The following is a 17,686-nucleotide window of genomic DNA, read 5'->3' as shown; positions in this document are numbered from 1 at the left end:
TGTTTCCTTAAAAGTCGTGGTTAGGCGTAAGGCATGAATTTTTTCACCGTACGTGCATCCTGTGCGCACATCGCACTGGTGCCACGATTTTGGCGAATATATTTACCATTATGGCTGATCAAACGGTGACGTTTGCCAGCTGCTGCTGCCATGACTTTGCCAGTGCCAGTCACTTTAAAGCGCTTTTTTGCGCCTGACTTTGTCTTCAGTTTGGGCATTTTGCTCGTCCTTATTCTTTGCCTATTGGTTTAACCCACTAGGCGGGTTCAGCATTTTGGATCAACACGGCATACCCTTTGGCCGGCCGACCCGCTTGAAGTTCAGGGTTATAATCCCACTATTTCCAATATGCAAGCATTGAATCGAATGCCGGTAACAACAATCTACTCGTCGTGTTGATCAATCAAGATATTGTTTCCGTCGGGGTCTTGGAACATGGCCATTTTCGGATAGTCCTGCCCACCCATTTGGCGTGAATATTCCACACCTAGCTCATCAAGCTTCTTGTGGATTGGCGCAATGTCTTTAGGGTTGAACGTCATGATATTCGTATCAAACATTCCTTGAAAGATGCCGACCTTTGCATCGCCATTCTGCAATACCAGCCAATTCTGCTCTTCCACACCTGCGACTATTTCAAAGCCAAGTGATAAATAGAACTCTTTGGACTTTTTGATGTCCTTAACATTCAAACTAACTGAAAACCGTCCTAATTCCATTTTTATACCCTCTATGCTGTTTGCGCTTTCCGGCGCGTTAAATACCAATGGCCAATACTTGCCAAAATCGAAACCACAATCCCAATCATCCAGACTGTCGCGCCCATAACTAGAAACTGCATAATAGGCGAGGAGAACATTTCTTTTTGCGCCTCAGCCTCCGCTACAGCTTTTTCGAACTCGGGGCCCTCTTGCACCGGAAACTGGGAAATGTAGTAGGCGTAATAATCGTTCATGAAATCTGGGTTGATCCAGAAGGTATAAATATTATTGGTTAGTCCAAATATCGCGCCGGCAATAAGCGTTACGCCAAGCCCAAGCTTTAGCCGCTGCCAAATGCTAGTGTCAGGCGCTGCATCTTTAAAGTGCGCATTAATTGCCAGAACAATCACGAGCAACGCGGCAATCATGCCGATATAGCCCGCCACTTCGGCCATCGCATAGTCAACAGGCCCGTTTTGGAAGAACATGAAGTACGGTGCATATAGAAACACCGTCATCACGCCGCCGCAGATCAGTCCCCATTTCAAAATCGCATTGATCATTTTTCACTCCCTGATGTGAGAACTCTAGCACAGCGCAAAGCCAAGGCCACGTCATCACCCAAAAGGGTGAATTTGGTGCTTTTCAGTCTATGAACCCGCGCATTTTCGCTTCTGCGGCAGCTTCTGTACGGTTGGTGACGTCAAGTTTTACGAAAAGATTTTTGACATGGGTTTTCACCGTGTTTTGCGTCACGCCCAAGGATTGTGCGATTTCGGCATTGGAAAAGCCATGCACCAAATAAGAAAGCACATCGCGCTCACGTGCGCTGAGATCGTCCGTATGCCGAATTGCGGCGGGTGCGGGGCGTCTGCGCTTTGACTTGAAGTGAATGAATGACCAAGCCAGTGCAAAGCCGCCGATGAGAAAAACGATGGCGATAACTGCGAGATAGAATTCACTACTGACGATGCCAACTGTGTTGGCACGGCGCAAAAATTCCAACAGAAGCAAAAGGACGCCCAACACCGTTCCGTATCGTATAATTGTTTTCAGCATTGTTTCTGTTCAATCCGCATTCATTTCAAAAAAATGGTGACGGTAAAGGCGAGAAAATTCAAGTTAGAAACAAAAAACGGGCCCGAAGGCCCGTCAAAATTCGTTGGATTGCACCGCTTATTTCTGAGCGGTTGGCGCCAAGATCATAATCATTTGGCGACCTTCGGTTTTTGGCTGTGCCTCAACCTTTGAAATTTCGGTAACTTGATCGCGCACTTTGTGGAGCAATTGTAGGCCCAATTCTTGGTGAGCCATTTCGCGACCACGGAAACGCATGGTGACTTTCACTTTGTCGCCACCTTCCAAGAATTTCACAACATTACGCATCTTAACGTCGAAATCATGCGTGTCCGTGTTTGGACGCATCTTGATCTCTTTGACATCAATAATCTTTTGCTTTTTGCGCGCTTCAGCCGCCTTCTTTTGAGCTGCATATTTGTACTTGCCCAAGTCCAAAATCTTACAAACCGGCGGTTTCGCGTTGGGCGATATCTCCACAAGGTCAAGGCCAGCATCGCGGGCACGTTCCAATGCATCACGTGTACTCACTGTACCGTGGTTGGTGCCTTCTTCATCGATGAGTTGAACATCAGGGGAGGTAATTTCTCGATTTGAGCGCGGGCCATCTTTTTGAGGCTGCACGGGTCTTTGTGGACGACGAATGGTGACTTTTCCTTCTTTTGTGAAACCATTTGGATTTACGCGCATAAAATCTGGTTAAATCGCTTTAAAGTCAACCGTGAAACCGCATATTTGCTGTTGGATTGCGAAATAGTTGCAGCTCTTTTATCAAATAGCTCTGTTTTAGTGCGAATCGACGGCCATATGGATCAACCACCGCTCAACAAATTGACGATCGTCAATCAAGAATCCCCCCGCGAATTAGCGGTTTTGGCCAGAGAAGGCGGTTCACCCGGTCTATTTTGGTTGGGCGGTTACAATTCGGATATGGCGGGTCAAAAGGCTCAAGCAGTTGATGCTTTTGGCCATGATAATGGTCTCGCGGTCACACGCTTTGATTATACTGCCCATGGCCGATCCTCCGGTGATTTCATGCAAGCTTGCATCAGCACATGGCTGGAAGATGCAATAGCGGTTTTTGAGAACTACGCAGTTGGACCGCAGATTTTGATTGGCTCTTCAATGGGCGGTTGGCTGGCGATGTTGCTCAATCGGCATTTGACGAAATCCGGTAAGGGCAATCTGATCAAAGCCATGCTGCTGATTGCGCCAGCGGTCGACATAACCAAAGAACTGGTGCCGCAACGGTTTAGCGACCAGCAATTGGCAAAAATGAAGAGCGATGGGCACATTGAAGTGCCGAGCGCCTATTCTGAAGAGCCTTACATTTACACACAGAAGCTCATGGATGATGGCGAACAGCACCTATTGTTTGGCGCGCCTTTGGAAACGGGTTGTCCGGTTCATATATTGCAAGGTCAGCAGGACCCAGATGTGCCACCAGGGCATGCGCAGCGCCTGCTGCAACATCTCATGCTAGATGAGGCAACGCTGACCCTTGTGCCCGATGGCGATCACCGTCTTTCACGGCCGCAAGACCTTGAATTGATGGCCTCTATTTTGAATTCTCTTGTTCAAGAATAGACTGCAAACCTTCGCGATAGGTGGGGTATTTCAACGACAGCCCCAGGTCCTTTTTGAGCCGCGAATTGCCGCATCGTTTGTTATCACCGTAGAACGAGCGCGCCATCGGCGTCATGTCTGCGGTTTCAAACGGCTCTTCGGGTGGTGGGTCAATACCAAGCATTTGGGCCGCATGTTCAATCACCAAATTTGGCGGTGCTGGCTCATCGTCAGCGCCGTTAAACACACCAGTTGCCTGCATTGCGGCGGCTGCATTTACAATTTGGGCAATGTCTTCAACATGAATACGATTGAAAACTTGGCCCGGCTTCACGATCCGGCGCGACTTACCGTTGCGTAATTTGTCAAAGGTTGAACGCCCTGGCCCATAGATGCCAGCGAGCCGGAATATGGCGAAAGATACACCAACTTTCCGCGCATATTCTGCCCATTTCTGTTCAGCGTCCACACGCCATTTGCCGCGTTTAGAAACCGGGTTTGGTTTTGTGTCTTCCGAAATCCAAGCCCCGTCGAAATCGCCATAAACACCAACAGTAGAAAGATAGCCCAGCCATTTTAGCGCGGCAGCTTTTTCAAAAAAATCAGGGATCGCATTCAGAACCGGGTCACCCTGTTCGGAAGGTGACGCCGACAGCACAATATGGGTCGCGGAACGCAAATGCGCTGCCAACTCATCGGTTAGCTGACCATTGAAAACTACAGCTTCAAATCCATCTTTTTTAAGCTCAGCCACCCGCTCGGCTGAACGCGTTGTGCCAACAACTTCGCCTGGCCATCGTTGCGCAATCGCTTTGCCAGAATAGCCCATGCCAAAAATCAATAGCTTCATCAATTATGTCCCGTGCCATTCGGCAATTACAGTGTCGTCTGTTTCGCCTTTCAGGGCCCTCACCTTGTATCGATCAAACGCGTTTTCGCTCAAGTGCTGTTTAAGCGCCCAAATTGCAGCACCGCGCACAATTGGATTTTTGTCACTTGTGTGAGGCTCAATATGTTCGCTCATTTCGTGCCCCGCGGCATTTCCCATAGCAATCAGGACGTTGCGCAGAAATGCATCGCGCCCCAAACGTTTCACCGGCGAACCAGAAAAGAACTTTCGAAATGCTTCATCGTCTAACTTTGCCAATTCGATCAAGTCGGGGCTACGCAAATCATCGCGCATCTGCAATTTCTGATCCGCAGTGGTTTTTGCAAATTTGTTCCACGGGCAAACCGCCAAGCAGTCATCACAACCATAAATGCGATTGCCAATTGGTTTGCGAAATTCTTGTGGGATCACGCCCTTGAATTCATTGGTGAGATAGGCAATGCACTTGCGTGCATCCAACTTATAGGGCGCTGGGAATGCGTTTGTGGGGCATATGTCCAAGCATCTTGTGCAAGAACCACAATGGTCTATTTCAGGTGCTGTGTTTTCTAACTCAAGGTCCGTGAGAATTGTTCCAAGGAACAACCAGCAACCTTCGGATTTTGAAACCAAAACCGTGTGTTTGCCTTGCCAACCAATGCCTGCTTGCTGCGCCAATGGTTTTTCCATCAAGGGTGCAGTATCAACAAACACCTTTACTTCGGCCTCACCACGCCGAGCGAGGACGCCGGCGATTTCTTTCAGCTTGCCTTTGATGATGTCGTGATAATCTTTGTTGCGCGCATAAACTGAGACAATACCTTTGTCCGTTTGCGCTAGCATATCCATTGGATTGCTATCTGGCGTGTAATTATAGGCCAACACAATTGCAGACTTAGCCTCGGGCCAAAGTGCTTTTGGACTAATGCGACGGTCCAGTGTTTCGGCCATCCATTCCATATCGCCGTGCCATTGTTCCGAGATGGCATTTGTGAGGTTTTGCTGCCAGGATTCTGGCGCGTCTGCTGGCCCAATGCCAAATTGTACAAACCCGAGCTTTTCAGCACGGGCTTTAAGCTCAACAATGAGTTTATCGGTGGCCACTTGGCTCAAAAATCAAGGTCCGCGTAATTTGCAGAGGCAGGCATTCCCACTACCCGGTCCAGCAAAAGCGTGCGGAAAGCAGGACGAGACTTGAGACGTTGATACCAGTCTTTGACTTCCGGCACAGTGTCCCACGGCATTTCTGAAAGATAATCAAGCGTCGAGATTTGAGCCGCCAATGCAAAGTCGGCCAAGGTCATCTCGTCACCAGCCAGCCAACGGCGCGTGGCCAACAGATAGTTGAAGTAGGTCAAATGCTCAGTGAGATTTGCCCTTGCGGCGCGTAAGACTGATGTATCTGGCGTCCCACCCGGCAAATCGTTCTTGATGTACTTCTCTTCAACAATGTAACGGGTGACGTCGTCTGCAAGCTTATTGAGCGTCCAATCGACAAGACGACGGGTTTCAGCTCTGCCAATTGGATCTGTTGGCAACAAGACAGGTTGTGCGCCGAATTGTTCTTCGACAAAATAAATGACCGCACTTGCGCCAACCAGCGTTAGTTGATCATCCACATGCAACACTGGGACGTCACCACTTGGGTTGACCTCCAAAAAATCCGGTTCGCGACGCCACGCTTTTATGTGCACCAGTTCAACGTCCACGCCATACTCCGCGCACATAAGCCGCACCAAGCGAGACGTTGGATCAAGCGTATAATGGAGCAATTTTGGCTGAGACATTTTTCGACCCCATTGTGGTTTTAGTTGGTGTTTTGCAGCGAGAGCAAAAAGCGTTAGAGATACGATAACATCTTAACGTTAATTTGCGCCAAATTTTCGCCAATTGATAGGAGAACTCATGGCCGCCGATCAAGGCATTTTTGTGCCCCTGCTACTCGGGATTGTTGAAGGGTTAACAGAGTTTTTACCTGTGTCCTCCACCGCCCATATCCTCCTACTTGGTGAATGGCTTGGATTTGAGAACCCAGGCAGCTCTTTTGAAGTACTCATTCAATTGGGCGCAATTCTGGCAATTGTGACCATCTATTTCAAAAAACTATTGGATTTGGCCATTGATGCCCTGCGTGGCAAACCTTATGCGCTCAAATTTGCGTTGGGTGTATTGCTGGCTTCGGTTCCAGCGGCACTGGCTGGGGTCATGTTGCATGGCTATATCAAGACGGTGCTCTACAACACGCCACTCATCATTTGTTCAATGTTGATTACTGGTGGCATCATCTTGCTGATCGTTGATCGCATGAAATTGAAGCCAAAATACACTGACATTTACGAATATCCGCTGCCGCTTTGTTTTAGCATCGGCATATTTCAAATGTTGGCCTTGGTACCAGGCGTTTCGCGTTCGGGCGCAACAATTGTTGGCTCGATGCTCATGGGCACAGACAAACGCTCAGCCGCCGAATTCACATTCTTTATTGCCCTGCCCATTATGACAGGGGCATTTGGATATGATTTATACAAAAATATCGATCTAATCACTTTTGACGCTGGACTTGATATAGCCGTCGGCTTTGCCGCTGCGTTTATTGTGGGGGCGATTGTTGTGCGCTACCTGTTGGATTTCGTGTCGAAATACGGCTTTGCGCTTTTTGGCTGGTGGCGAATTATCGCTGGTGTTGTTGGGTTGTTTGCGCTTGGCCTCGTAGGCTAAGCGCAAACCAAATCAAACAGACCTAATTGGTCGTCGGCATATTTTCTTCATATTGGCCGTTTTTGCGGAAACGCCACATATAAGTCGGCAAAATTGCTGCCATAGTCGTTGCTTCAACGCCAAAAGCGCCTAGTGTGCGTTTCTGCTTTTGCGCTTCTTCGGAGACCACATTGTCATATTGAAGCAAGGTGACCTGATCCGAAGTCAACCAAGGGTTCGGCAAGATCTGAAGCACCGAACCAATGAATTTGGCAATTGGCGTTGGCACAGGCAACAACAGATTGTTCCGGCCGGTTTCTGCGAGCAGGCGCTCAAGCAGTTCGCGCATTGTTTCAACTTGTGGCCCACCAATTTCGTAGACCTTGCCGCCTTTTACGCCGCCCATTGCAGCAACAGCAAATGCTTCGGCTACGTCACCAACATAAATTGGCTGCATCTTGGTGTCGCCACCAACCAATGGCAAAATTGGGGAAAGCCGTGCAATCGCACCGAACAAATTGAAGAAGCCATCGTCCAATCCAAAAATGATGGATGGGCGAATGATCACAGCTTTTGGAAATTCTTTTAGAACAGCTTCTTCACCAAGAGCTTTTGAGCGCGCATATTCGCTTTGAGAGTCTTTGTCTGCGCCAATGGCCGACATGTGAACAAGCGTTTCAACACCTGCCACTTTTGCAGCTTCAGCAACGTTCTTTGCACCTTCGGTTTGCACAGCGTGGAAATTCTGCTTTCCACTTTCAAACAAGATGCCCGTGAGGTTGATAACAATGTCTGCGCCCTTGACTGCACGGATAACTGAATCGCGATAGCGCACATTGGCTTGAATGGGCACAACTTGGCCAACGCCACCTAGTGGCTTAACATCGCCGGCAAGATCGGGACGACGAACGGCCACGCGAATGCGATGTCCCTGCTTTGCAAGTTCTTGCACCACTTGGCGCCCAACAAAACCAGAACCACCAAAAATTGTGATCAATTTGCCCGCATTGTCGCTCATCTTTTTTTGAACCTTTAATCCATTGCGCGATTAGACATGCCAAGCCCTCAACGCTTGGTTGGCCTTTGTTTAGCTTGATCCTATTGGCTTTGTCGAGGGTTTAGACACGCGAATAATTGACGCAAACAAATTACCGCTGGCTCGGCATCCTTCAGATTGACAAATCAGAGCCTGATAAATAGAGAAATTGATGGTGTTGCCCTGGTGGCGGAATTGGTAGACGCGCTAGCTTCAGGTGCTAGTTTTCGCAAGGAAGTGGAAGTTCGAGTCTTCTCCAGGGCACCAACACATCACCCGAAAAATCAAATCAACAGCCGTGGCAGCCATAACACCAGTATTGGAAAGGCGATTAGCAATCCAACGCGAACCAATTCGGCTAAAAAGAATGGCAACACACCCTTAAAGGTCTCCGACATTGGCACATCTTCGGCGATGGACGAGATGACGAACACATTTAGCCCGACGGGTGGCGTGATTAATCCCAATTCAACGACAATCAACGCCAAGAGCCCAAACCAGATTTTGAGCTCGTCGGAACTCATGCCAAAGCCAGATCCCGCAGCGAGCTGATAATCGCCGCCATTGAGTTCCAAAAGCACGGGCCAGAAGAACGGGATGGCGAGCAAAATCATCGACAAAGAATCCATCAAGCAGCCAAGCGCAATGAGACTAATGAGCAATATGCCCAGCACCAACAATGGTGGCAGGCCAGATGTGGCCATCCATTCAGCCATCGCCTGTGGCACGCCCGCACGTGACATGAATATTTTGAGCATTTCAGCGCCCAATAAGATCAGATAGATCATGCCCGTTGTTTTGGCGGTTTCTTCAATCGCTTCACGGAGTTGCTCGAACCTAATGGATTTGCGCAAGCCGCCATATGCCAACACCAGAACAACGCCAACAGCAGCGGCCGGGGTTGGGTTGAACCACCCCAGATACATGCCGCCAATGACCAAACCAAATATGCCAATTACGGGCGCAACACCAAAGGTCGCCGCCATCCATTCTTTAGTCGAAACGCGTTCGGCATTTGGCGCGGCGCCCGGGAAAATCCGCGCGTAAATGCTGATGGCCAAAATGAACAAGATCACCGCCAATATACCAGGAACCAACGCTGCCATGAACATAGTGACAACATTGGCTTCAACAATAATTGAATAAATGATCAGAACGACCGATGGGGGGATGAGAATACCCAACACACCGCCGGCAGCGAGGGTGCCGGTGGCCAATGCCCCCGAGTATTTCTGTTCTCGCAACTGCGGCAGCGCCACTTTGCCCATGGTGGATGCCGTGGCTAAAGACGATCCGCAGACCGCACCAAATCCAGCGCAAGCAGCAACGGCGGCCATAGCGGAGCCGCCTCTAAATTGGCCGAACCAAGCCTTTGCGGCACGAAACAAATCATGGCTTAATCCAGCGCGCGTTGCCAGTGCCCCCATCAGCACAAACATGGGCAAAACCGACAGGTCGTAAATGGAGAATTGTCCATAGGCGAGGGTTTTGAGTTGGCTCAAAAATATGTCAGTGCCATTTAGAAGTGTTACGCCGATCCCACCAACCAAAATCATGGCGTAGGCGACGGGCATGCGCAATACGATCAACACAACTAGCGCGCCCAGACCGGCAAAACCGATCAGCAATGCATCAATCATTTGCGCCACCAGTTTTGGCCTCATGCAGGCTATGCCGCAGCGTAAGCATCGATGTGGCAACAAGCAGGCTAAGCGAGATGAGGATTGGGACGAATGCCAGCCAATGGGGCAAACGCAGAATTGAAGTGGTGTAGCCATATCGGTATTGGTCCAGCAGACCAAAGCTCATACGCCACAAAAGAATGAGCGAGAAAGCCAAGGCGACCATGCTGGCAAATGCTTTAAGCGCAGCGATCAGTCGTGGCGATGCTTTGGCCGTAAAAATATCGGCGGTGACGTTTGCGCCGTGCAGTTGGCAAAAAGGCAAAAAGGCAAATGCAGCGATAGCGACACCCATCTCGGTGAGTTCGAGATCGCCGGGAATGGGGTAGCCGAACATCGCGCCAAGGCTTGAGAGGAAGTTTACTGCAACAACAAAAAACAGCGCTACACCGCCGAACATCGCCCATAAGTGAACCAGCCGAGATAGTATCTGGCTTTTTGGTTCACTCTGCGATGGATCAACACTCAACGACATAGAACACTACATAAAGCAGTTGCTTGCTCTATTCCATGGGTTTGCGCGCGTTGATATCATCAGCGGGTGTTTGATGTGCTGTCGGCAAAGTAGATTTGCAGTGCCGCAAGCAAATTATCTGCATCTTTCTGACTGTTATACGCCGCGATCGACACCCGAACGATTGTTTGGTCCTGCCAGCTAAAAACTGGGATTTCGACTTTTCGTTCGTTCAGAAGAAATGCTTTGAGCTTACGCGGGTCGGTCTTGGGCACAGGCATTGCGACCATTTGTGGCGCGCAGAATTCTGGCGTACTCAAGGATGGCAGTTTTGTAAACGCGGCCACGCGTTGTGCTAGCTCTTGCGCACGCTGATTGCACGCTTTGCTGACCTCAGCCCAATTGTGGGTTTTGCGAAACTCTAGCGCTGCGGGGACCGCCAGCCAGGCGGACGGGTCTTGTGTGCCTTGAATTTCAAAACTGTCTAGAAACGCTGTGCGATCTTCTTTGCGATCCTTCACGTTCCAGCCGTGGCTAATCACCAAAGGTTCCAGCTTTTGGTGCCAGTTGGGGTGCGCCCACAAAAAGCCAGCGCCTTTTGGCGCTAGCAACCATTTATGGCAATTGCCCACGTAAAAATCTGCGCCAAGCGCATCCAAATCCAGATCGATCAGTCCCGGCGCGTGGGCGCCATCAATCACGGTAATGATGCCGCGTTTGCGTGCTTCATCAATGACCCGCTTTATTGGAAAACGAAGCGCTGTTGGTGATGTGATGTGACTGAGCAGCAAAATTTTGGTGCGCTTGCTCATTTGAGAGACAAGATCTTCAAAGAACACGTCTTCGCTTGCAAGCGGCAACGTCACTTGTGCACGAACGATTTTTGCACCGACCTTGCGCACCAAAAATTCCCAGGTATTTTCAACGGCTGCGTATTCATGATCGGTCGTTAGAATTTCGTCGCCTTCGGCCAACGCAATCGAACGTGCGATCGCATTTAAGCCCGTTGTTGCATTGGTCACGCGCACGAGATTTTGAGCCGAAGTGTTAAACTCTTTTGCCAATGCCTCTCTGGGTTTTGAGAGATTTGTAATTAAGTCGCGCTCTTGATCAAGAAAGGCGACTGGCTGGTTTTCCAACCGCAATTGCCAGTCCTGATAGTTTTGAAATACAGGCTTGGGACAGGAGCCAAACGAGCCGTGATTGAGAAAGGTTAAGCCCTCCTGCAACAAAAAATAGTCGGCAAAATTCGTCGTCATACTCAGCGACCCTTCAGTGTTGGATCAAGTGCATCGCGAAGCCCATCAGCAAACATGGTGACAACCAATACGGTGATCGCCAAGGCCAGCGTTGGAAACAGGGCAAGATGCCAATAATAGAACATAAAATTGATACCCAGATTAATCATCTGCCCCCAACTTGGTGTCGGTGGTGGAATACCCACGCCTAAAAAGCTCAAGCCTGCTTCTAGCATCATGGCAAGTGGTATTGCCAAAACAAACCCCACAATTACCGGTGAGATTGAATTTGGAATGATGTGGCGAAAAATGATGTACCAGGTCGAACCACCCAGCGCTTGAGCGGCTCGAATAAACTCTTTGGAACGAAATGCCATTACTTGCGCGCGCACCATCAAGCACACCTGTACCCAGCCAAACAATGCGGCGATCAAAACGATATTGAAGTAGCCACCTTTGGTAAGCGCGGCCAGCAACAAAGCGGCCAATAGCGGCGGCACAACGGAGAAAATTTCAATTATCCGCATGATAATCCAATCGACTTTTCCGCCGAAAAATCCAGCCAACGCCCCAAGCGGCAAACCTATGACGACACTAAATGTCGCGGCAGCCAAACCGATTGAAATGGAAACGCGCGCACCATGAATAATGCGGGAAAAATAGTCGCGACCCAAATCATCAATACCAAACCAATGTTGGGCAGAGGGGAAGGCCAAGGTGTTTGTTAGAAATTTCTGCTCGTTTGGCTCTGCACCTGTAAGGAATGGTGCAAACACGGCAACCAAAAGAATAAACAACAGCAATACGCCGGAAAACACCGCCCCCTTGTTTGCTAAGAAGCGATGCCAAGCATAATAGGCCGCGCCGCGAGAAATTGGGGCATCATTGCCCGTCAACGTCAATTGAGAATTGGCCATTTGCTATTTCCCCCCAAGTCGAATGCGCGGATTAAGGAGCGCATAGGCAATGTCTGCCAGAAAATAGGCGACACAAAACATAAGTGTAATGATCAGAACCAACGCCATTTCCAGCGGGTAGTCTCGAGATTCAATGCTCGACACAAAATAGGCACCAAGTCCAGGCACCCGGAACATGGCTTCAACAAAGATACTGCCTGTCGCTGTGCCGATAAACATGGGCAAAAACACCGTGACCATGGGAATGGCTGAGTTGCGCAGGACATGTTTGAAAATCACATCTCGCTCGGAAAGGCCCTTTGCACGCAACACGGTCACGAACGGCTTATTGAGGGTATCGAGCATCGCCGAACGCGTATAACGCGCATAAGTTGCTAGCGGAATTGCTGCATAGGCAATAATCGGCAATATCCAGCTCTCGGGGCTTCCCCAACCGCTTGCCGGCAGCCAGCCCAGCCAAACCGCGAAGACAAGAATGAGCAACATCGAAATCACAAATACGGGTATGGTGAGCCCAAGCGTCGCCAATGCAGACGCCAAATAGTCTATCCAGCTATTACGGTTGAGCGCGGCGCATAGGCCAAGGATGATCCCTAAGGGTGCGCCAATTAAAACGCCTGCTCCACCAAGCACCAAACTTGGAATCCAGGCGCGGCTCAGCAATTCAATCACGGTTTCACCTGGGCTTTGAAATGGCACCCCAAAATCAAAGTGCAACACGCCCCACATATATTTTAGGTACTGCATGTAGAGCGGTTGATCCAATCCATATTGGGCCATGATCTTTGCACGCACCGCTTCAGAAACTGGCATTTCGGTCGCGTCAAATGGCCCGCCCGGAATGGCATGCATCATTACAAAAACAAGGATCGATACAACCACAAAAGTGACGCTGATCGACAATAGGCGACGTACGATATAGCCGATCATGATGATGCTCCTTCCATTGGAATTGCTTCGACCAAATGCCCGTGCGCAATTTGCGCCATCTTTGGATTAGATTGCGAGGTAAACTGCGCTAACGGCAGCTTTGGTATTTCGGCCGCAATATCCTCTTGCGAGCGGAAACTTCTGCGCTTCCGCAATTTGGGGTTTAGAACCGGAATGCTGTCCAACAATGATTGCGTATATGGGTGCTGCGCGTTTTGGAAAATCTGCTCGGTTTCAGCATGCTCCACAATCCGCCCGCGATGCATCACCACGATTTCATCAACCAACGATCTGACAACCGATAGTTCATGGCTGATGAAAAGGATGGACAACCCCATTTCGTCGCTCAGATCATGTAGCAGATTAATCACCTGCGCTTTTACTGACACGTCTAAGGCCGATGTGGGTTCATCTGCGATCAACACTTTTGGCTTGAGCGCGAGCGCGTGGGCAATCGAAACACGCTGCCTTTGCCCACCTGAAAGCTCATGCGGGTATCGATTGGCAAACATGCCGCCCAGCCCCACGATTTCCAACAGCTCATTCGCTTTGGCACGACGGGTTTTTGTGTCGTGCATTTTGTGAATAACAAATGGCTCCGCAACAATCTCCCACAAAGTCATCATTGGGTTGAGCGACGAGTAGCTATCCTGAAAAATGATCTGCATCTGCGCACGATGCGGCTTCAACTCGTCAGACGACAGTTTAGTGATGTCCGTTCCGTTGAGAATTATCGCACCGTCTGAAGGTTCAAGTAGCCGCATGGCCATCAAACCGACAGTTGATTTGCCTGATCCACTTTCGCCGACCAAACCAACAATTTTGCGTTCCGGTATTTTGATCGAGACATCGTCAACCGCGCGATGCTCAACCAAATTTGAGCCAAAGAGCCCCAAACCACCCTGTTTTTTGTAAAAACTCTTATTCAGGCCCCTGAGTTCCAAAGCGTTGTTCATGACATCACCTTTAGGCATGCTGTTGCATGGTTTGGGCCGAAGCGTTGCAGAACAGGCATTTGCTCAACGCATTTGGCGTCAGCTTTTTCACACCTGAAATGAAATGGACACCCTGCCGGCGGCGCGAGCGGATTGGGCGCTTGGCCGGGAATTTCTCTCAGTTTGCGCTTTCCTGCCACTTGCCCTGGAATGCTGGCGAGTAAGGCTTGTGCGTATGGGTGACGTGGTGCCTCGAACAAATCAAACACCGTTGTTTGTTCCATCACCTTGCCGCCATACATCACCACGATATCATTGACGGTTTCTGCTACTACACCTAGGTCATGAGTGATCATGATAAGGCCCATACCTGTTTCTTGTTGCAGATCACCTATCAATTGCAGAATTTGCGCTTGCACCGTAACGTCGAGCGCCGTTGTTGGTTCATCGGCAATTAGAATTTTGGGTTCGCATATCAGGGCCATTGCGATCATCGCGCGTTGCAACATGCCACCAGAAAGTTGGTGGGGGTAGCTGGACATGACCCGGTTTGGATCCGGCATCTCCACTCTGTTCAACATCGACAATACTCGTTGCTCTGCCTCAGATTTGCTGACATCAAAGTGCGCAAGCACCGTTTCAGTGAGTTGATCGGCAATTTTGAACAAGGGATCAAACGATGCCATCGGATCTTGGAATATCAATGAGGCGACCTTGCCCCGCACTCCCGCTAGTTCATTTTTGGGACAGGTGAGCATATCGACGCCATCAAGCCTAAGCTTTGTCGCCCGAACCGTTGCTGATTGAGTTGGCAGCAATCGCAACAACGCCATAAGCGAAACTGACTTCCCAGAACCAGATTCACCAACAATGCCGAGGGACTGGCCGTGCTCCAAAGTTAGAGATACGTCTCTTACCGCTTGCACTTGCCCATCGGGACTTGAAAAGCTGACGCTTAAATTTTCTATTTCTACAAGAGGCATTTCGCTCACCAATTCCACTCAAATTTGCTGGCCGCAGCGCCCTGCCCCGTCGGGAGGAGATACAGGACGCTGCAGCCTTTGCAGCCTACTTCGTTACGTGTGTATAGAAGTAGGTAATGCGGGCATCCAATGGTGAGAAACCAAGCTTGTTTGGCGAGGTACCTTCACCCTTCACTTCGTTTTTGATGAGTGAAGTTGTGATCGGGTGCATTAGTGGAATAATCGACACATTGTTGATCAACTCCATTTCAGCTTTTTCATAGAGTTCGAGGCGAGTTTCCCAGTTTGGGTTGCTGTCTGCTTGAGCGACCAGCTCGTCATATGATGCGAGGTGGTGCGAGTGGCGGCCGCCGTTGTAGAAAATGCCGTAGAAGTTTGATGGGTCGAGATAGTCAAACTCATATGGTGACAAGAACAATGAGTTTTTCTTATTGAGCAACGCGTCCATCCATTCCTGGATGCTCATCACCTTGATGTCCATCTCAATGCCGAGATGCTCTTTATATTCGGCTTGCAAATATTGCAGCATTGGTGCGGTAATTGCGCCATTATAGCCACCTTGTTTGCGGTACCACACTTCTACTTTTGGAAAGCCTTCGCCGTTTGGATAGCCAGCTTTTGCCAGGTGCTCTCGAGCTTTTTCTGGGTCAAAAGTGGCGTATTGGGTCAAGCCTTCATTGTAACCTGGGAAACCCGGGGCCAGCAAAGATTTGGCTGGAATGGCTAGGTTTTTCAGCACGGTTGAGGTCATCTCCTCACGGTCAACCGCGTACCAAAGCGCTTTACGCACGTCGATATTGTTGAATGGTTCTGCTTCTAGGTCGAACGAGAAGTAGGACACCGCAAAGATTGCATTGGTACGCAATTGCTCTTTGAATTTTGCTTCAGCAAACGGGATTTGCCCAGCGTTCAGGTTTGTTAGGTCCGTATCGCCCGCCAAGTAAGCAGGGAAGCCAACTTCTGGTGCGCCAACAGAAGGATCAATGGTCACCTTGTCGATTTGTGCAGGCCATGGCCCGGCATAATCAGCACGTTTTGAGAACACCATTTTGTTGGTGGATTTTTCCCAGCTGTCCAGCTTGAACGCGCCTGAAGACACTAGCGTGTCCACATTTGCGGCATAGTCGTCACCGTGCTCATCCCAAATGTGTTTTGGCACCGGATACCAAAGCGAAATCACGCTCGGCAGATAGGGTTTTGCTGTTTCTGTTGTCACCGTCAGCGTATGCTCATCTGGTGCGCCAAGACCCAATTCAGCAACATCTGCGCTGCCTTCGGTTACTGGTTTCCAGTTTTTAATACCGCCAGCGAAATCCCAATACCAGGCAAAGTCATATCCTGATGTGGCCGCACGTTGTAGCGAGAACAAATAGTCTTCTGAAGTGAGAGGATGGCCATCGGACCAAGTCAAATTATTCCGCAGATTGATGGTCCATGTTAGTCCATCCTCGGATTGCGACCAGCTTTCAGCGGCAAGACCAACAAGATCATATTCTTTGTCGAAAGCGGTGAGCGGCAATTGCAGTAATTCAGGCTTACCAGCACGTGCATAGACCGTTTTCATATAGTCCATATATGTGCCCGACGTTGAATCATGGAAGCCGGTGATGCCGGTTTCAGCAACAACGGGCCCCTGTCCCAACATCAGCCCGGCTGCCAACAGCCCAGCAAATTTCATTATGCGTTTCATTTTCTTCTCCCTTTGTGCGCAGACACAGCTTTCCCGCTCTCAAAAATGAAGTTTTTTGAGTCATCTGCATGCTTTGAAATTTGGGTGCGCTAGATTGTTATTGTTCGACCCGCATCGCGCTCAAAGGGATCGTTGTTAGCTCTGTGAGACTGAGCGGACCTCCCGTTCCACCAAATCCAATATTTCAATTATTGCGGTGACGGCGTCGTCAGCTGATCGCCGCGCGATCGCCTCGCATAAATTGGCGTGCAGTGGCACCGAACGAAAACCAAATGCAGGATCTTCAAATGGCGAATTGTCCACTTTGGACGCGTGAAATGCATCATCCACATCGCGAATGACTTGCCCAAACATGGTGTTGCCGCTTGCCTCATAAATTACAGCGTGAAATTCGTGGTCTGCCTCGCGCCAACGCAAGCCATCATTGACCAAACGTTCCATCTTCTTATAAGCGGCGCGCATCTTCTCAATTTGCCCATCTGAAATGTTTTGCGCTGCGCGTTGCACCACTTCTTTTTCCAATGTACGACGCACATCCAGAATTCTAAGCAAGCCTTCGGCTTCAAGCTTTGTGGTGGTTGAACCCAAGCCTTTTGACGACTTAATGTTGGCAGTGATGTATGTACCGGACCCGCGGCGGCGGCGCACAAGCCCCAACCCTTCCCACCGATTTAGGGCTTCGCGGATAGTGGAACGGCCAACGCCCAATTGATCGGCAAGCAAAGTCTCCGATGGCAAAGCATCCCCAATTTGCAGATCCGCTGCTTCAATCATTTGCACCAAAGCGTCCAATACTTCTGCCGTGCGGCTCTTGCGCTCAATCTTGGGCAATAGCTTCGCAGCGCTCTTTTGATCATCGTGCTTTTTCGATTTCGACTTCACAGCAGCCAACGGCCCACTCCTCGTATTTAT

Annotated in this window: 20 protein-coding genes and 1 tRNA gene; 3 read left to right on the top strand and 18 right to left on the bottom strand. The window is 49.7% G+C overall.

Annotated features, from left to right (window positions below):
- Positions 1–20: 20 nt before the first annotated feature.
- The 5 genes from rpmI to infC form a co-directional block, all read right to left on the bottom strand.
- Positions 21–218 carry a 50S ribosomal protein L35 gene (gene rpmI, locus QQL65_RS07545; protein WP_284363272.1) on the bottom strand — a complete coding sequence of 66 codons (198 nt, stop codon included), beginning with the start codon at positions 216–218 and terminating at the stop codon, positions 21–23.
- A 165-nt stretch (positions 219–383) separates the two neighbouring features.
- On the bottom strand, positions 384–719 hold the full coding sequence (locus QQL65_RS07540; RefSeq protein WP_284363271.1) for a VOC family protein: 336 nt from the start codon (positions 717–719) through the stop codon (positions 384–386).
- A gap of 11 nt (positions 720–730) precedes the next feature.
- Complete coding sequence (locus QQL65_RS07535) at positions 731–1,264, bottom strand: DUF4199 domain-containing protein (protein ID WP_284363267.1); 534 nt, start codon at positions 1,262–1,264, stop codon at positions 731–733.
- Positions 1,265–1,346: 82 nt separating this feature from the next.
- Positions 1,347–1,760, bottom strand: a complete 414-nt coding sequence (locus QQL65_RS07530; RefSeq protein WP_284363264.1) for a helix-turn-helix transcriptional regulator — start codon at positions 1,758–1,760, stop codon at positions 1,347–1,349.
- Between the two features lie 117 nt (positions 1,761–1,877).
- A complete protein-coding gene (gene infC / locus QQL65_RS07525; protein ID WP_284366246.1) occupies positions 1,878–2,423 on the bottom strand; it encodes a translation initiation factor IF-3 in 546 nt (181 codons plus the stop codon).
- A gap of 162 nt (positions 2,424–2,585) precedes the next feature.
- On the opposite strand from infC, the gene QQL65_RS07520 reads away from it, so the two are divergent.
- On the top strand, positions 2,586–3,365 hold the full coding sequence (locus tag QQL65_RS07520) for an alpha/beta hydrolase (protein ID WP_284363261.1): 780 nt from the start codon (positions 2,586–2,588) through the stop codon (positions 3,363–3,365).
- Here QQL65_RS07520 and QQL65_RS07515 read toward each other — a convergent pair.
- The 3 genes from QQL65_RS07515 to QQL65_RS07505 are packed head-to-tail and all read right to left on the bottom strand — an operon-like array spanning position 3,337 to position 5,999.
- Positions 3,337–4,194 (bottom strand): SDR family oxidoreductase, encoded by an 858-nt coding sequence (locus QQL65_RS07515; RefSeq protein WP_284363259.1) that lies wholly within the window; start codon positions 4,192–4,194, stop codon positions 3,337–3,339. The genes QQL65_RS07520 and QQL65_RS07515 overlap by 29 nt on opposite strands.
- A 3-nt stretch (positions 4,195–4,197) precedes the next feature.
- Complete coding sequence (queG, locus tag QQL65_RS07510; RefSeq protein ID WP_284363257.1) at positions 4,198–5,316, bottom strand: tRNA epoxyqueuosine(34) reductase QueG; 1,119 nt, start codon at positions 5,314–5,316, stop codon at positions 4,198–4,200.
- A gap of 5 nt (positions 5,317–5,321) precedes the next feature.
- Positions 5,322–5,999, bottom strand: a complete 678-nt coding sequence (locus QQL65_RS07505) for a glutathione S-transferase family protein (protein WP_284363255.1) — start codon at positions 5,997–5,999, stop codon at positions 5,322–5,324.
- 118 nt (positions 6,000–6,117) lie between these two features.
- Between QQL65_RS07505 and QQL65_RS07500 the strand changes: the two genes are divergently transcribed.
- Positions 6,118–6,930 (top strand): undecaprenyl-diphosphate phosphatase, encoded by an 813-nt coding sequence (locus QQL65_RS07500; protein ID WP_284363253.1) that lies wholly within the window; start codon positions 6,118–6,120, stop codon positions 6,928–6,930.
- A 22-nt stretch (positions 6,931–6,952) separates the two neighbouring features.
- On the opposite strand, the gene QQL65_RS07495 is transcribed toward QQL65_RS07500, so the two are convergent.
- Entirely contained in the window at positions 6,953–7,927 is a 975-nt protein-coding gene (locus QQL65_RS07495; protein WP_284363251.1) for a complex I NDUFA9 subunit family protein, read from the bottom strand.
- A gap of 198 nt (positions 7,928–8,125) precedes the next feature.
- On the opposite strand from QQL65_RS07495, the gene QQL65_RS07490 reads away from it, so the two are divergent.
- Positions 8,126–8,212 (top strand) — tRNA-Leu (locus tag QQL65_RS07490).
- 17 nt (positions 8,213–8,229) lie between these two features.
- Here the strand turns inward: QQL65_RS07490 and QQL65_RS07485 are convergent.
- From QQL65_RS07485 to QQL65_RS07445, 9 genes are all read right to left on the bottom strand, one after another.
- Entirely contained in the window at positions 8,230–9,585 is a 1,356-nt protein-coding gene (locus QQL65_RS07485) for a TRAP transporter large permease (protein WP_284363249.1), read from the bottom strand.
- Positions 9,578–10,102, bottom strand: coding sequence for a TRAP transporter small permease (locus QQL65_RS07480; RefSeq protein WP_284363247.1), 525 nt, complete (start codon positions 10,100–10,102; stop codon positions 9,578–9,580). The genes QQL65_RS07485 and QQL65_RS07480 overlap by 8 nt, the downstream gene beginning before the upstream one ends.
- Positions 10,103–10,161: 59 nt before the next feature.
- Entirely contained in the window at positions 10,162–11,340 is a 1,179-nt protein-coding gene (locus QQL65_RS07475; RefSeq protein WP_284363244.1) for an aminotransferase class V-fold PLP-dependent enzyme, read from the bottom strand.
- A gap of 2 nt (positions 11,341–11,342) precedes the next feature.
- Positions 11,343–12,236: an ABC transporter permease gene (locus QQL65_RS07470; RefSeq protein ID WP_284363241.1), complete on the bottom strand. Its 894-nt coding sequence runs from the start codon at positions 12,234–12,236 to the stop codon at positions 11,343–11,345.
- Between the two features lie 3 nt (positions 12,237–12,239).
- Complete coding sequence (locus tag QQL65_RS07465) at positions 12,240–13,166, bottom strand: ABC transporter permease (RefSeq protein WP_284363239.1); 927 nt, start codon at positions 13,164–13,166, stop codon at positions 12,240–12,242.
- The gene (locus QQL65_RS07460) at positions 13,163–14,122 is read right to left on the bottom strand and encodes an ATP-binding cassette domain-containing protein (protein WP_284363236.1); all 960 of its coding nucleotides are present in this window, start codon (positions 14,120–14,122) and stop codon (positions 13,163–13,165) included. The genes QQL65_RS07465 and QQL65_RS07460 overlap by 4 nt, the downstream gene beginning before the upstream one ends.
- Positions 14,119–15,084 carry an ABC transporter ATP-binding protein gene (locus QQL65_RS07455; protein ID WP_284363234.1) on the bottom strand — a complete coding sequence of 322 codons (966 nt, stop codon included), beginning with the start codon at positions 15,082–15,084 and terminating at the stop codon, positions 14,119–14,121. The genes QQL65_RS07460 and QQL65_RS07455 overlap by 4 nt, the downstream gene beginning before the upstream one ends.
- A gap of 85 nt (positions 15,085–15,169) precedes the next feature.
- A complete protein-coding gene (locus QQL65_RS07450; RefSeq protein ID WP_284363233.1) occupies positions 15,170–16,774 on the bottom strand; it encodes a peptide ABC transporter substrate-binding protein in 1,605 nt (534 codons plus the stop codon).
- A gap of 135 nt (positions 16,775–16,909) precedes the next feature.
- Positions 16,910–17,656, bottom strand: coding sequence for a FadR/GntR family transcriptional regulator (locus QQL65_RS07445; RefSeq protein WP_284366244.1), 747 nt, complete (start codon positions 17,654–17,656; stop codon positions 16,910–16,912).
- Positions 17,657–17,686: the final 30 nt, after the last annotated feature.

The organism is Maritalea porphyrae, from assembly GCF_030159895.1.
GTDB lineage: Bacteria > Pseudomonadota > Alphaproteobacteria > Rhizobiales > Devosiaceae > Maritalea > Maritalea porphyrae.
This window is presented reverse-complemented; position numbering and strand designations above follow the sequence as displayed.